10 protein-coding genes are annotated in these 16,201 nt (G+C 61.8%); 7 read left to right on the forward strand and 3 right to left on the reverse strand.

All coding sequences use genetic code 11. The features are described from left to right. Positions 1-2: 2 nt before the first annotated feature. Both P8L30_16260 and ggt read right to left on the reverse strand, forming a co-directional pair. Positions 3-1,796 carry an ABC transporter ATP-binding protein gene (locus P8L30_16260; protein ID MDG2241762.1) on the reverse strand — a complete coding sequence of 598 codons (1,794 nt, stop codon included), beginning with the start codon at positions 1,794-1,796 and terminating at the stop codon, positions 3-5. Positions 1,797-1,808: 12 nt separating this feature from the next. Continuing rightward, the gene (ggt, locus tag P8L30_16265) at positions 1,809-3,626 is read right to left on the reverse strand and encodes a gamma-glutamyltransferase (GenBank protein MDG2241763.1); all 1,818 of its coding nucleotides are present in this window, start codon (positions 3,624-3,626) and stop codon (positions 1,809-1,811) included. Between the two features lie 65 nt (positions 3,627-3,691). Between ggt and murQ the strand changes: the two genes are divergently transcribed. Together murQ and P8L30_16275 are read left to right on the forward strand one after the other, a co-directional pair. Further along, positions 3,692-4,591: an N-acetylmuramic acid 6-phosphate etherase gene (gene murQ / locus P8L30_16270; GenBank protein MDG2241764.1), complete on the forward strand. Its 900-nt coding sequence runs from the start codon at positions 3,692-3,694 to the stop codon at positions 4,589-4,591. Next, positions 4,588-6,306: a glycosyltransferase family 39 protein gene (locus tag P8L30_16275; GenBank protein ID MDG2241765.1), complete on the forward strand. Its 1,719-nt coding sequence runs from the start codon at positions 4,588-4,590 to the stop codon at positions 6,304-6,306. Before murQ ends, P8L30_16275 begins: the two co-directional genes overlap by 4 nt. On the opposite strand, the gene P8L30_16280 is transcribed toward P8L30_16275, so the two are convergent. Beyond that, positions 6,252-6,932: a hypothetical protein gene (locus tag P8L30_16280; protein ID MDG2241766.1), complete on the reverse strand. Its 681-nt coding sequence runs from the start codon at positions 6,930-6,932 to the stop codon at positions 6,252-6,254. The two genes, P8L30_16275 and P8L30_16280, sit on opposite strands and share 55 nt — an antisense overlap. Before the next feature lie 5 nt (positions 6,933-6,937). Here P8L30_16280 and P8L30_16285 point away from each other — a divergent pair, with 5 nt between their 5' ends. The 5 genes from P8L30_16285 to P8L30_16305 all read left to right on the forward strand — a co-directional run bounded on the left by P8L30_16285 (position 6,938) and on the right by P8L30_16305 (position 16,145). Next, positions 6,938-10,018, forward strand: coding sequence for a BamA/TamA family outer membrane protein (locus P8L30_16285; protein ID MDG2241767.1), 3,081 nt, complete (start codon positions 6,938-6,940; stop codon positions 10,016-10,018). A gap of 282 nt (positions 10,019-10,300) precedes the next feature. Next, entirely contained in the window at positions 10,301-12,838 is a 2,538-nt protein-coding gene (locus tag P8L30_16290; GenBank protein ID MDG2241768.1) for a vitamin B12-dependent ribonucleotide reductase, read from the forward strand. A 149-nt stretch (positions 12,839-12,987) separates the two neighbouring features. Further along, positions 12,988-14,232 (forward strand): amidohydrolase family protein, encoded by a 1,245-nt coding sequence (locus P8L30_16295; protein MDG2241769.1) that lies wholly within the window; start codon positions 12,988-12,990, stop codon positions 14,230-14,232. A gap of 16 nt (positions 14,233-14,248) precedes the next feature. After that, a complete protein-coding gene (locus P8L30_16300; GenBank protein MDG2241770.1) occupies positions 14,249-15,193 on the forward strand; it encodes a M28 family peptidase in 945 nt (314 codons plus the stop codon). A 7-nt stretch (positions 15,194-15,200) separates the two neighbouring features. Next, on the forward strand, positions 15,201-16,145 hold the full coding sequence (locus tag P8L30_16305) for a carbon-nitrogen hydrolase family protein (GenBank protein ID MDG2241771.1): 945 nt from the start codon (positions 15,201-15,203) through the stop codon (positions 16,143-16,145). Positions 16,146-16,201 lie beyond the last annotated feature (56 nt).

Consider the following 16,201-nt stretch of genomic DNA (forward strand, 5'->3'; position numbering starts at 1 on the left):
GGTCAATCGCCGCCGGTCGCGGCCACTTCGGACTCCAAGACTTCTTGTCGTAGCTGACGTTCGAGCAGCCTAGCGTAGGTCCCCTCAGTTCCGAGGAGCTCGGCGTGCGTTCCCCGCTCGACGATCATCCCGTCTTCGAGAACTAGGATGCGATCTGCGTTCATGACCGCTGACACGCGGTGGCTGATAATGAACGACGTCCGGCCCTTCATCACGCTTCGGAGATCTTCCAGAATCCTGGCTTCAGTGTGTGTATCCACCGCACTAAGGGCGTCGTCGAGAACGAGAACGAGCGGGTCGCGGGCGAGGGCGCGAGCCAATGTCGCGCGCTGTTTTTGTCCGCCTGAAAGATTGATCCCACGTTCGCCCAGCATGGTGTCGTAGGCCTTTGGGAAGGCTTGGATCTGATCGTGAAGCTGCGCGATCCCGGTAGCGTCGGTGATCACGTCGGCAGGCTCGCCCGACTCTGACAACAACGGAATATCGTCCGATAGCCCTAGCCCCACATTGTGGGCGATCGTGTCGGAGAAGAGGAAGGAATCCTGCGGAACCACGCCTAGGCGGAGTCTCAACTCGGCTGGATCCACTTGACCGAGGGAGATCTCATCCAGGAGCACAGCTCCTTCGGTCGGATCGTAGATCCGGGCGATGAGGGACACGAGCGTGCTCTTCCCGGAACCCGTGGGTCCAATGATGGCGATGGTCTCGCCTGCTTCGGCCACGAAGTTGATTCCCGACAGGACCATACGCTCCGTATCCGGATACCGGAACGACACGTTTCGGAATTCGATTCGACCGTGCGCTCCTTCGATCGACACGGGATCCGCCGGCACGGCGACCGTCGGTTCCGCACGGAGTATTTTGTTCAGGCGGCCCATAGAAGCGGCGCCGCGTTGGTAAAGGTTCACGACCCACCCGAACGCGATCATTGGCCAGATCAGGAGTGTCAAGTAGAACCCGAACGCCACGAAGTCACCCAGTGACATGCTCCCGGCCATCACCTCGAGCGCACCGAACCAGGTCACGACGACCATGGCAGTCCCAGCGACGAACATCAGGATGGGGTGAAATGCGCCGGCCGTGATCACGAGGCGCATGTTCTTGCTGCGGTACTCCTTGTTGAAGGCGTCGAATTGTCGTGATTGTTCAGCTTCTTGGGTGTAGGCCCGAACGAGTCGAACCCCGGTCAGATTCTCCTGAACAAAGGTCGACAGGGACGAGAATTGCTCTTGAATCTCCTCGAACCTGCGGTGGATAATTCGGCCGAACCCGATCACGAACGGTGGGAGAACGACCATCGGGACCATGGCGAGCAGGGTCAGCTTGGGGCTCAGCCAGATCATCAGCGAGGAGGCGAACACGAAGCTCACAGCGGTGTTCACCGTGTACATGATTGCCGGACCGACTGCCATCCTCACCGCGAGCGTGTCATTCGTGGCGCGGCTCATGAGGTCGCCGGTCCGTGTCACGTTGTAGAAGGCTGCGTCGAGACTCAGCAGGTGTCGGAAGAAGTTGTCCCGCAGGTCGCACTCGATCCTGCGACTCATGCCGTTGAGCAGTTCGCGCATGCCGTATCGGGCCGCGCCCCCGAACAGGGCCGCGAGGACGATGAGCCCGGCGTATGATCCGATACGCCCAGCGGTCGTTCCCGGTTCGGACAGGCTGTCGATGGCCAACTTGATGAGGTAGGGGCCCGCGATCTGAAACAGATTCGCGAAGAAAACGAGCACCACTCCCCAGTAGAACGACCGCATGTACGGTCGGAAGTACGGAAGAATCGTGCGCAGTTCACCCATGGAGGACTCTACCTAATGCCCAACCGCACGACCCCCGCGCCGTGGGTCCGACCAACCGGTAAGCACACCATCTACGATGAGGATCATCTGGGCGTCACCGGATACGTCTCCACGCTCGACCGTCGTATGTCCGAGGGCCTCGAGCTCGAGCCGCGTGGCAGGTTCGAGCGACGCCGGCTCGAAGTAAATCTGATCCGGTAGATGTTGATGATGGACGCGCGGTGCCTGGACGGCCTCAACGACGTTCATCCCGTGATCAATGACATTCGAGATCGTCTGGAAGACCGTCGTGATGATCGTTGAGCCGCCCGGTGTGCCGGTCACCATTTTCAGCTTTCCGTCAGGCCCCACGACGATGGACGGCGTCATCGCGGACAGCATCCGTTTTCCTGGGCCGACGGCGTTGTTTTCGCCTTGGACGAGCCCGAACTGATTCGGGGTTCCTGGTTTTGCAGCGAAGTCATCCATCTCGTTATTGAGCACGAAACCGGCGCCGGTCACGGTCACCTTGCTGCCGTACCACGAGTTGATCGTGGTGGTCACCGAGACCGCATTGCCTTGTGCGTCGACGATCGAATAGTGCGTGGTGTTCTCCCCTTCGTTCGGGCCTTCCTCCATCCCTGGACCGATCTCGGAGGACGGGGTGGCTGCACCGTGGGAGATTGTACTGGCACGCTCCCTGGCATACGCCGCCGAAGTCATTCGCTCGAGCGGCATATCGATGAAATCAGGGTCGGCTAGGTAGTGGTTTCGGTCCGCGTAGGCGCGCTTCCACGCTTCCGCGAGAAGATGGATCGACTCCGTCGAATTCCAACCTGTGGCGGACAGGTCGTACCCTTCCAGTATGTTGGCCATCTCCGCCATCGTGGCCCCGCCCGACGAAGACGGTGGCATTGAGAGAACCGTGTGGCCGTGATAAGTGAAGGAAACTGGATCCCTCCAGGCGGCGGTGTAAGATTCGAGATCCTCATGTGTGATGATCCCATCGCCGCGCTGCATTTCTGCAACGATCAGATCTGCAGTTTCCCCACGATAGAAGCCGTCCGGTCCTTGGTCGCGTATACGCCCAAGGGTCACCGCTAGGTCAGGCTGATGCAGTGTGTCGCCGACGGCCGGCGGACTTCCGTCGTTCGGGAGGAACTGATCGGCGGAAGCCTGGAAGCGAGAGAGTGCGTCCACCATCGTGCTGCTCAAGGAGCCCAGGAAGCGTTGCCGCACCGGGAAGCCGTTCGCGAGTTGCACAGAGGGCTCGACGAGTGCGGTCCAATTCATGGAGCCAAAGCGTTCGTGGGCAGCCCACATGCCAGCGACAGATCCGGGAACACCTACCGCGAGATGCCCCGCGACCGACTTGTCTGTCAGGTTGCCGTCTTCGTCCAGATACATGTCGCGGGTGGCAGCCATCGGGGCCTTCTCACGAAAATCGAGTGCAGCCGATGAGCCGTCCGCCATGCGCACCATCATGAAGCCGCCCCCGCCGATGTTGCCTGCCTCCGGGTTCACGACAGCCAGAGCGAACTGTACGGCGATCGCAGCGTCGACCGCGTTTCCGCCGGCTTCGAGGATGTCCACGCCGACGCGGCTCGCGAGCTCATCCGTTGTCACCACCATGCCGTTGGCGGCCGTTACCGGTTCTGGTGTGGTCCGGTACAACCACCCGGCGGCAAAGAGCGGAGCGTCGGCAGGTTCCACGTCTGAACATGCCGTCGCTGAGATGATGGTCAGCGCCGCGAGAATGGAGAGGTTGGTGATGAGACGAGTCGTACGAAGCATGGATGAGCCCATGTTGGGGAATGCGGTGTAGCGTACTTCGCGCGTTGCCGCGCTCACGCGCCTTGGGGTACTGTTTGGGTGCCCGACAAGATCTGTCCGCCTCAATCTACCGACAAGCGCCCATGCGGGATCCCCGCCTCACAGAACAGCGCAATCCCCAGTCGATGAAGATCGATGAGCTCGATCCGTTGGATATCGTCGACCTGATAAACTCCGAAGACCGTGGAGTCGCGGAGGCTGTGGGTGCCGAACGAGCTGCGATCGCGGAAGCCGTGACGCTCGCTGAGCGAGCGTTTCGAGGCGGCGGGCGACTCGTTTATGTGGGAGCTGGCACCTCGGGGAGGCTCGGCGTGCTCGATGCTTCCGAGATGCCCCCCACGTACGGCACCGACCCGTCTATGGTGCGCGGTGTGATCGCAGGAGGACTCGAGGCGCTGGTGAAGTCTCAGGAGGGCGCGGAAGATCATCCGAAGGACGGAGCGCTTGCCGTCGATGCACTCGATGTGGACGGGCGGGATTTCGTATTGGGAATCGCCGCTTCGGGCTCCACTCCTTATGTGCATGGTGCCCTCGCCCGTGCTAAAGAACGCGGTGCGGCGACTGGCTTCTTGTTGTGCACTCCGCCTTCGGACGAACTCCGCACGTTGCACGACGTCGTGATCGCCCCACTGGTCGGCCCGGAGGTCATCACAGGATCGACTCGCATGAAAGCGGGAACTGCCACCAAGCTCGTGCTCAACACGATCACGACAGGCGCGATGATCCGAATGGGGAAGGTCTTCGGGAATTTGATGGTTGATTTGCAAGTTACCTGCGCCAAGCTGCAAGACCGTGGAGAGCGGATACTGTGTGAGATGGCCGGGGTCACCCGAGAAGAGGCGACTGCGCTTCTCGACCAGTCCAAGGGCAGTGTGAAAGTCGCTCTGGTGATGGGCAGGCTCGGTGTTTCGTCGGATGAGGCCACAGCTCTATTGGCCGAAGAAGATGGGCAGGTGGCCCAGGTGCTTGGAGCGAAACCATGAGCCGTAGGTTGGGCCAGGAGACTCCGGACGACGCACCCGACGACACCAAGAAGCGCAATCTGAGGTGGCTTCCTCTTGGGGTCACGCTCTTCCTTTCAACGGTCATCGTTGGGGCAGCGTTCAATCCTGCTCCCCACACCGGAGGGGACAACGCGGCCTATGTCTCGCTTGCCTATTCGCTTGTTGTGGATGGGAGCTATACCGAGGCTTTCGATCCTGCAGGCCTGCCACATACGAAATACCCACCGGTCTTTCCAGGATTGCTGGCCGTGCTCGTTCTCCTTGGGGCTCGGACATGGGTTGCTCTGAAGCTGGTCACGGCCGCGTCCACTGTTGCCTGTGTGGGCTGTACGTATTTGTGGGCTGAGCGACGTCTTGGAACGCTCGCCGCTATGGGAGTCGGGATGGCCTTGGCAGTTTCCTCAGCGGTCGTCTACTACAGCCATTGGATTCTGTCGGACCCTCTCTTTGTCGCTTTGACCGTGGCCGCACTCTGGCTCCTAGAGTGGTCGGAAGAAGAAGGCGCGCCAAGGGCGGCGCTGGTCGGCGGAGTGGTCGCGGTCGGACTCGCATACTTCACTAGATCCGCGGGACTCCCTCTGTTGGTGGCGCTCGTCGCGTGGCTCGTGCTGCGGAAGAAGTGGAAGGCGCTCGGCGCCAGCACGGCCGCCCTCGGAATTCCGGTGCTGCTGTGGTGGCTACGCGGACGTGGAGAGGGAGTAGGTGACTACGGGGCGGAGCTATGGATGGTCGATCCCTATCAGCCCGCACTGGGGAATGTTGACGCCGCTGGGCTCGTGGGCCGCGTGGTTGGGAATGCTTGGGGATACGTCAGCCTACACGGCCCTGCTGGCATCCTTGGCGTGCGGGAAGGGGGAGCGATGCTCCTGTTTGGTGTCGTGCTGACAACGTTGGCGCTGGCCGGCTGGGTGCGGCAGGCCCGGAAGGGCATCGGAGTCACCGAACTCTTCGTGCCTCTCTATGGAGGGCTCATCCTCCTCTGGCCGGAGGTCTGGTCGGGCGACCGCTTCGCCTTGCCCCTCTATCCGGTGTTCTTTCTGTATGCTGCGTCCATGCTGCGCTTCCTTGGCGGGCACGTGGGGAGCTGGGGCGTGAGGGGGTTGGCCGTCGTCGCGATGGCTGTGGTCGTTCTGCCCGCAGGGAAGTCGTGGTTGTCTTCCGTTGATCAGGCGTCGGCGTGTGTGCTAGCGACGCGGGCCAACGGTCCATGGGCGTGCTACGGCCCCGGCCAGCAGGACTTTGCCGCGGCGGCTACCTGGATCGGTGAAGCCGCGCCCGACGGCTCAGTGGTTCTCTCTCGGAAGCCCAGAATGTTCTTCGTGCTCTCGGGAGTCCCGAGTAGGGTCTTCCCATTCAGTGAAGATCCCGCCGTACATCTTGCAGAAGCCGATGCCCTCGGGGCGGATCTAGTACTGTTCGACCGGTGGGACGGACTTGCGGGCCGTTACCTGGGCTCTGCGCTCTCGCGATATCCGGAGGCGTTTTGCTCCGTGAGGACCTTCGGAGACCCGCAGGCTCCGACCTATCTCTTCGGTGTTCGCGCTGCTACCCAACGGGGAGCATCTGGCGGAGGAGGGGAAGAAGTCCGTATTGGCAAATGCCCCGACCGAACCTTCATCGGCGCTTTGGCCAGTGCGGATTATTCGTCGTCGACTTCGATGCGAATTCCGTTGCTCGATGGACTCGACCCATAGATGACGGCCAGTGCGATGCCGAACATGACGTGTTCCACGTAGGCGCGGTCGTGGGGGTCGAGGTCGTCGAGCAGCGCACCGACGATCGGCAGTTTGCCCTGCGGCGAGTGTCCGCGGAGCAGGTGAGAGAGGCCGCCCATAGGATCCACCGCGTATTCGGCGGAGCCGTACAACGCACCCTTCATGAGGGCCGGACCCGGCACCCTGGGTTCGATCACCGCTCCGTACACGAGACCTTGGCCTGCACCGACCAACATCTTCTCGCCCGTTCCTCGGTCGATAGCTCCAACGAACCTCTCTCCTTTGAGGAGCGGACCGACGATTTCGACGAAAAGTGCCGCCGCAGCGCCGGCCGCTCCAGCACGAAGCATTCGCGCGAGACCCGAGACACGCCGCGGCTTCCATCCATCCAGAGCCTTGGCCACGACCGTGTCGAGGCCGGTCGTAATCAGGTCGTCGGCTGTCGGCCAGGCCGCTGGGGAGGCACTCTTGGGGCTCTTCCCGGCTTTACGTTCCGTTGCACGCTCCGCGAATCCACGCAGAGAGCGGGTCGTAGCCGGGGGGCCGTGACGAGCTTGCTCGAGTGCGTAGCCGATGCGGTACCAGATGTTCTTTGTCGGAGACATGGTCGTTGATTAGAAAGCCTATGCGTATTGGAAGGGTGGCGTGCCTGTCGGGGCTTATCAAGCTCCTGACGGTCATGATGCTCTCGCTCGCCTCCGTAGCACCGCTCTCGGCTCAGGTTCCCCCCGATGAGACCTGGCGTACGCTGAGGACAGAACACTTCCGGGTGACGTTCCCGGAGAGGCTCGAAGGAATGGGTCGCGCCGCCGCAGACCGTGCGGAGCGCGCCTTTGAAGAGCTGTCGAGCGCGTTCTCCGAGCCGCCGGATGGACTCATCGATGTGCTTCTTACGGATCACATCGACATGTCGAACGGATTCGCCCAGTACACTCCGTCTAACCGGATTACGGTCTATGCGCGGCCACCGGTCGACGACTTGGCACTCGGCTACTTCGATGACTGGCTCGAACTCGTCATTACGCACGAATTGGCCCATGTCGTACACCTCGACCGAACTGGCACTTGGGTAGGTGACCTCGCGCGCGGCGTGTTCGGTCGCGTAAACGCACCCTGGCCGTTCTTCCCGGCGTCCGCGGTTCCCAGGTGGGTCTCCGAAGGGCTCGCGACATGGTACGAATCTGAGCTCACGGATGCGGGTCGGGTCCGTGGCACATACCACGACATGGTACTGCGTACAGCGGCGCTCGAAGGCCGATTCGAATCGATCGGGCAGGCAGCCGGAGGCTCGCCTCAATGGCCGGAAGGGACGCGCGCCTACGCATACGGCTCACTCTTCTTCGAGCACCTGCTGGACAAGTATGGCGACGAGCGGATGGACCAGTTCATCGAAGCTGTGGCCGGGCAGTGGATCCCGTATCGGCTGGACGCCGCAGGGAGAAGCTCGTTCGGCGTGTCGCTGTCCGATGAGTGGGCTGCATGGGCCGATCAGGCTCGGTCTGAAGCCGAAGGACTCGACAGTGAACTCGCGTCACTCGGAGCGATCTCCGCGCCCGAGCGGCTGACGAACAACGCCCGATGGGGTCTGCATCCTAAGGTGTCTACCGATGGATCCGCGCTGGTCTACGTGCGGTCGAACGCGAAGTCAGATCAGCAGCTGGTCTTGGCGAACGCAGATGGTTCGGAGGAGCGAACGCTCACGCGCACCAATCAACTCGCAACGTTCGACTTCACACCCACGGGTGACGTGCTCTTTGCGCAGCTTGAGTTCGGAGACCGTTACCGCGCCTTCAGTGACTTGTATCTCGTGAGCCAGAGCGGCGTGGTGACGCGTGTCACGACAGGCGCCAGGCTGACCCACCCTTCGGTTGGTGGAGACGGCTCCTGGGCGATCGCCGTGGCGGAAGGTGAGGGTACCACCTCCTTGGTGAGGATCGATCTCTCTAACGGAGAAGTCGAGGACCTCGTTGCGTCGAGTGATGGCGTCCTTTGGACGTTCCCATCGGTGTCACCGGATGGCCGCTGGATCGCTGTGACGCGTTGGACAGCGGGAGCGAATCAAGACGTGGTGATCCTAGATGCCCAGGGCCGGGTCGTACATGAGGTCACCAGCGACCGAGCGTTGGATGGGGCCCCGGATTGGAGCGCGGACGGGAACTACATCGTCTGGTCTTCAGATCGCACGGGGATCCTGAACGTGCTCGGCGCACCCGTGGATCCCCAGTCTGGGCAGGCAGGGACACCGGTCCTGCTGACCAACGTCCGCACTGGCGCTGCGTATCCGAGTCTCGATCCTTCTGGCGAATGGCTGTACTTCTCCGGATATCATGTGGATGGGTGGGAGGTGGAACGCGTCGCTTTTGATCCTGCTGGACTCGCGCCTGCTCCCACAGCAGATCAGCGGTTCGCACCCCGAGGGGCGCAGCCGGCTCGTGGATCCGCCGACGGCGAGATTCAGGACTATTCTCCACTCTCGACGCTCCTCCCGACGTATTGGGAACCAATTCTGAGGGAGCCGGTCGAGACGCGCACCGTGCAGGGCGACGACGTTTTCATCCCGGGGCGTGAACTCCTTGGTTACGCCGTGGGGGCTCAAACCGGTGGGGTCGATCTCGTTGGCCGCCATGCGTATGGTGCTCTGGCGCGCATCTTCACTACCGGCGGTAAGGCGGAAGGGGGCCTGTCCTACATGTACTCCGGGCTCGGGAATCCTGTCCTCGGTTTGCGTGCGTCTCAGCGCTGGGACGACGATGGACCCCGGCTGGCTCGTCGAAATCAGGGTGCTCCATTGGACACTCTTTATGTGCTCAAGCGTGAGCGTAGCGTATCGGCCTCCGTCTCGTTTTCCCGGCCGTCGTGGCGCCGCTCCACCTCACTGTCGTTTTCCGGGGGAGTCGTCTGGGAGGATCGAGAGCTTCTCGATGACGCGCTCGAACCCTCCGCCGTGTACAAGCTCAACCGCCCAGGCACGCAGCTGAGCGACTTCAGCGCTTCGTTTTATGTCAGTACTGCCCGCGGGCACTCCTTTCAGATGGGCGGTGCGCGCGGAGCCTCCCTCTTCGTGCGCGCTCGTGTCCGCAACGAGTTGAGTCTGCCGGACTCTCTTGCTGGGGTGGTCGGAAGCGATCGGTCGACGGACGAAGTCATTGGGCGAGTGCAGGGTTACCTGCCGGTGGATGGACCCGGCTTCGCCTCACACGTATTCGCAGTCCGTGGCACCTTCGGTGTGGCCCACGGCCCCGGTGCAGATATCGGATATTTCGACGTCGGGGGCGCCTCGGGGTCCGGGGAGACCGTGACGGGTACAAATCTCTTCGGGGGTTCCCCGATCTTCCTTCCATTGAGGGGCTATCGAACGTCGATTCGGTCCGGCCGTTATGCCTGGTCGGCCTCCGCGGAATACCGGGTCCCGCTGGCCCTCTTCAATTGGGGCCTTGGCGCTTGGCCGTTGCACTTCGACCGCGTTTTCGGATCGGTTTTCGCTGACGCTGGGAACGCATGGGGCCCGGATGCCTCTCCGTCCGGCTTTGCCAACGTGCGGCGCGACCCGCTTGTATCAGTCGGGGCCGAAATAACCGCTCAGGTGCTGACCTTCTATAGGGTGAGCATGCGCGTTCGCACTGGCGTTGCCCTCCCGTTGGTTGAGGGTGACGGTGCCCGCATCTATCTCAGAATCGGGGTTCCGTTTTAGGGAACCCCCCTGTGGGACTGTCGCGGAGTTGCACATCCGGTCATCGCGGGCCATGTTGCCGAACAAAAACCGAAGATGGGGCGGTTTTGAGTCGATTTTGCGTGTTTTGCCGTTTTCCCTTGACCCCAACATATTGGGCTCGTACTATGGTCACTGTCCAACATCTAGTGGGGTTGAGGGGTTTTTCCACACAAAAAGTGCGACGGGGTAGGGTTTCCGCCGTTTTTCAACTCTTCTTTACAGTGTTTTCCACCAGTTCTTCCACAGGAGCCTTGCCGCCTCATGCCGCGTGTCCACCAGCCTCGCCCCCCCAGCGATCCCGAGATCTTCGACGACGTCCTCCCAGAGGATCTACCTTTTGCGGAGCTGACTGAAAACGCACGCATCGTGCTCGGAAAGCGCTATCTCAAGAAGGATCCCGAAGGCGTCCCGATCGAGGAGCCCGAGGTGATGTTCTGGCGAGTGGCGCGCACGATCGCTGATGTCGACGGTGGGTACGGCGCGTCTGAGGCTGTCGTGGACGAGGTCGCACGCCAGTTCTACGACCTGATGATCAACGGGAAGTTCGAGCCGAATTCTCCGACGCTCATGAATGCGGGCCGACCGCTCGGGCAGCTGTCCGCCTGCTTCGTTCTTCCGGTGGAAGATGCGCTGTCGAACGGCCAGGACGGGATTTACGACACGCTCAAGTCCATGGCACTCGTGCACCAGTCCGGCGGTGGAACCGGCTTCGGCTTTTCGCGTTTGCGCTCGGAGGGTGAGACGGTCCGGTCTACGATGGGTGTAGCCTCCGGCCCGGTGTCGTTCATGAAGCTGTACGACGCGAGCACGGATGTGGTGAAGCAGGGTGGTACGCGGCGTGGTGCGAACATGGGCATCTTGCGTGTCGACCATCCCGATATTCGGTCGTTCATCATGTGCAAGAACGACACGACGCAGATCACGAACTTCAACATCTCTGTCGCGATCACAGACGCCTTCATGGATGCAGTTTCCGCGGGCGCCGAATACGACCTCGTGAACCCCAAGACGGGTGAAGTCGTTGGGCAGGAGAACTCGAGCGAGATCTTCCAGATGATCATTCACGGTGCGTGGCTCACAGGTGAGCCGGGCACCTTTTTCATCGATCGTGCCAACGAGTACAACCCGGTTCCGGCGCTGGGCAGCTACGAAGCCACGAACCCGTGTGGTGAGCAGCCGCTCCTTCCGTACGACGTGTGCAACCTGGGTAGCGTAAACCTGAGCAAGTTCGTGAAGGACGAAGCCCGCCCCGGTGTGGATCCCGACGAGGGCATCGACTGGGAGGCGCTTCGCACCGTCATTCACCTGTCGACGCACTTCCTCGACAACGTGATCGACGCGAACCGTTATCCGCTTCTCGAAATCCACGACCTCGCTCAGAACATTCGCCGGATCGGTCTCGGTGTGATGGGCTGGGCTGACATGCTCGTGCGCCTCGGCATCGCGTACGACTCCCAAGAAGGTGTGGACCTCGGTCGTAAGGTCATGGAGTTCCTGAACGAGGAATCTCGCAACGCATCTGAGAAGCTGGCGGAGACGCGTGGCGTCTTCCCCGCGTGGGAAGAGTCGATCTGGGGAGCTGACAAGGCTGCAGTGAGGGCGGACGGGTCGCGGATTCGGCCGGAGCGTAATCTCCGCAATTGCAACCTGACGACGGTGGCTCCGACCGGGACGATCTCGATCTTCGCCGGCTGTTCTGGAGGCATTGAACCGCTGTTCGCCGTCGCGTTCATGCGCAACCAGGCGGGTTCGCTCATGCCTGATGTGAACCCCGACTTCGTACGCATGGCTCAGGAGGGTGGTTGGTATTCTGAGGAGTTGATGGAGAACATCGCAAACGAAGGACACATCCACTTCGACGAAGTACCGGAAGACATTCAGCGGATCTTCCGCACCGCACACGACATCCCGCCTGAGTGGCATGTACGGATGCAGGCTGCGTTCCAGGAGCACTGCGATTCAGCCATCTCGAAGACGACCAACTTCCCGCGTGAAGCAACGGAAGAGCAGGTGCGCGAGATCTATGAGCTCGCCTTCGGTCTCGGGTGCAAGGGCGTGACCGTCTATCGCGACGGTTCTCGCGAAGGTCAGGTCCTGTCGACAGGAAAGACCACTCAGGCCGATGTGTCGGATGAGGTCGCGGCCGATATCTCTGAGCTCGAGCACGCCTTGGCGGATGCCCGCGAAGAAGCGCACAACCTCCGCATCGAAGTGGAGTGCGTGAAGCACGAGCTGCAGGATCAGGACGTGACCCGCGGTGCTGCGCGCCACAAGCGTCAGCGCCCCGCCGCGCTCCGTGGGTTCACCATGAAGATGAACTCACCGCTCGGTGACCTCTACGTCACCATCAACGAAGACGAGACGGGAAGGGCCTTCGAGGTCTTCTGTACCTTGGGTAAAGCCGGTGGTGCTGCCATGGCTGATGCCGAGGCGATTGGCCGACTCATGTCGTTGGCGTTGCGGTCAGGCATCCCGATCACACGGGTGAAGGATCAGCTCAGAGGTATTTCGTGCGACCGTGCGGTCGGCCTCGGACCCAACAAGGTGCTGTCCGTGCCTGATGCGGTTGGACAGGCCATTGAGCGTTACCTGATGGAAAAAGAAGGCATTCAGGAGGCACTTCCGCTGACGGCGCCGGCCCCCGCAGTTGGAGGCACTCAGCCAGAGGCATCGTCGTCGTATGACTCCGGTGCCCAGCTTTTCGACATGGGCACCTGCCCGGAGTGCGGCACAGGCCACCTTGCGTTCGAAGAAGGCTGCAAGAAATGCCACATCTGCGGCTACTCCGAGTGCGGTTGATACGGATGCGATAGCATCGCATTAGGAGCACGAGAGGCCCGTTCGGTTCGCCGGACGGGCCTCTTCTTATTTTGATCCACGACTGGCGAGCTTCCGGGCCGGCGACGTAGGCTGTGGCTCTGAGCCCAGCCCTCTTTGGATTGAAGCCAATGCGTCTCGGTACGAGTGTCAGAATCTGTCTCGCCCTGCTGTTTGCCGTGTCGCCGGCAAGTGTCGGAGCACAGCAGACGGTCGTCGTGCGCGCAGCCACCGTCTTGGACGGTCGTGGAGCAAAATGGGCTGACCGCGACGTCGTAATCCGCGACGGTGTCATTGTCGCGATCGAGGCAGGCGGCAGTGTGGCAGGCGATGTCCGTTACGACCTGGGCGACCTCACCCTGATGCCTGGGCTCATCGATACGCATGTGCATATCGGGTGGCACTTCGATAGAGAGACGGACAAGACGCACAGCGGCAGGGTAGAAGAGACGGCAGAAGACGCGGCGCTCTATGCAGCGGCCAACGCCTGGCAGACACTCCGTGGCGGTGTCACAACGGCCCTGAGTCTGGGGGCTGGTGTGGACATTCCGCTGCGTGAAGCGATTGCCTCGGGCCAAGTCCCAGGTCCCCGCATTCTGACCTCGATCCAGGCGGTGACTGCCCGGACCGGCTCTCCAGCTGAGATTCGTCAGCACGTGGACCGCATGGCCGAACTAGGTGCAGACGCCATCAAGATCTTCGCTTCGGGCAGCATCAGGGACGGTGGTGTCCCGACGCTGTCTCAGGCTCAACTCGATGCCGCCTGCGGTCGCGCATCCGAACTGGGGCTCCGCTCCTACGTGCATGCCTACGACCCCGAGTCCGTGCGGCGCGTCGTGTACGCCGGCTGCTCACAAGTGGAGCACGGAGCGCTTCTGGATCGGCCGACTCTCGAGTTGATGGCGGAGCGGGGTGTCTACCTCGATCCGAACATCGACTTGGTCTTCCGGAATTATTTCGAGAACGCCGAACACTTCGTCGGCGTGGGGAACTACACCGAGGAGGGCTTCGCGCAGATGCGTCGGGCCCAGCCGTTGGCCCTCGAGGTGTTTCGTCAGGGACTGTCCGTGCCTGGACTGAAAATGGTGTTCGGCACAGACGCGGTCGCCGGTTCACATGGGCGGAACTACCAGGAACTCGTGTACAGAGTCGAGGAAGGTGGGCAGGACCCCATGGATGCGGTTGTGTCGGCCACTTCATTGGCGGCAGCAGCCATCGGCTTGGGGGGGGCCGTCGGTTCGCTCGTAGAGGGTTTTGCAGCGGACCTCATCGCCGTTGACGGTGACCCATCCGAAGACGTGAGTGCGCTCGGTCGGGTGCGGTTCGTCATGCGAGCTGGCCTGGTGTATCGGAACGACCCCACGACACGTCGATAGCCGAGGCCCACCCACGATGAAACCCTTCCCGCTCGCTCTTACTCTCGCCGCCGCGTCGTTCGGTTGTTTGGATGCGGGTGCACCTCCAGGGCCCACTCCGGGCAGTCCAGAGTTCGATGGCGAACGTGCGTTCGCCAAGGTTGAGCGGCAGGTCATGTTCGGCCCTCGGATTCCAGGGACCGCGGGACACGTCGCCCAGCTGGAATGGATGACGCAGGAGCTAGCGTCACTGGCGCCCGACCTCGTTGCTGACACGTTTTCGTACGTCACGACGTACGACGATTCGCTGACCCTCGTGAATCTCACGGCACGTTTCCTCCCGGAGATGGAACGACGGATCTTGATTCTCACGCACTGGGACACGCGGCCCCAGTCGGACCAAGGCGCGACCCAGGCCGAGCGAGATATCCCGCCTCCGGGCGCGAACGACGGCGCTTCGGGTACGGCCGTGCTACTCGAGCTCGCCAGGCTTCTAGCCGAGAATCCGCCGCCTCTCGGTGTCGACCTGCTCTTTGTGGACGGGGAAGACTACGGCCCTGATGCGGTGGACATGTTCATAGGGGCCCGCCACTACGCTGAGTTGCTCGTTGGCGGAGATCTGCCCGGGGCGCGACCCATGTACGGAGTCTTGCTCGATATGGTGGGTGACTCCGATCCCAGTTTTTTGGTCGAGCCCTATTCTCAAGAGGCCGCGAGTGTCGTCGTGAGCAAGGTCTGGAGGGCTGCGGCCCGTCTGGGTCACGCGGACGTCTTTCCGGAATCGCTCGGCGTCCACTTGAATGACGATCACGTCCCTCTCATTCAGGCGGGCCTTCCAACTGCCAACGTGATCGATTTCACTTATGGTGGGCCCACCAATCCCTTCTGGCACACACCCAACGACTCGCCCGCGAACGTCAGTGCGCGGACCCTCGGAATCGTGGGGCAGGTCGTGACGGAATTGATTTACTCTGGAGGATGATCCACCCATGACTGACTCTTCGACCGTCAACGTTGCGGTAGTACAAGCGGCGGCATGCCCATTCGACACTGAGGCCGCCGTGGCCAAGGTGTGCGCGATGACCGCAGAGGCTGGCTCTAGAGGGGCGGATCTCGTGCTCTTCCCGGAAGCTTATGTGGGTGGATACCCGTGGGGTCTGGCGTTTGGTACCGCGGTTGGCGGCCGCTCCGAGCCAGGTCGGCGCGCCTTTGGTCGGTATCATGCCGGGGCCATCGATGTCCCAGGACCAGAAGTGGATCAGATGTGCGCGGCCGCAGCCGAGGCGAATGTCTTCTTATGTGTCGGGGTCATCGAACGAGACAGCACATATAGCGGAGGCACCCTGTACTGCACGCTGCTCTACATCAGTCCGGAGGGCGAGCTCGTAGGCAAGCACCGGAAGCTCAAGCCCACCGCTGCGGAACGACTGATCTGGGGTGAGGGGGACGGCAGTACGCTAACCGCTATCGATACCCCACTCGGCACCATCGGAGGTCTGATCTGCTGGGAGAACTATATGCCGCTCGCGCGGATGGCGATGTACGGCAAAGGGGTCGAGATCTATCTGGCCCCAACCGCAGATGCGCGCGATCGATGGCAGTCGACCCTTCAGCACATTTCGCTCGAGGGGCGCTGTTTTGTGCTCGGATGTAACCAGTTCGTCCACCGCGACATGTATCCCGACGATCTCGAGATCAAGGACGAGTTGAACGCCTGGCCTGAGACGTTGTGCCGAGGAGGGTCGGCTATCTACGACCCGCTAGGGGAATGCCTGGCGGGGCCGCTTTGGGACGAAGAGGGCATCTTGTTGGCTGAACTCGACATGACTGCGATCGGCCGAGCGAAGTTCGACTTCGACGTCACCGGCCACTACGCGCGGCCCGATGTTTTCTACTTGGATGTAGATGAGACCGAGCATCCTCCTGTAGGCTGATCTGAGGGACGCGGAAGCTCAGTAACGGAAGACTATTCCGTTATGACGCATAAACA

This window comes from Longimicrobiales bacterium (assembly GCA_029245345.1).
Classification (GTDB): Bacteria; Gemmatimonadota; Gemmatimonadetes; order Longimicrobiales; family Gaopeijiaceae; genus CALFPJ01.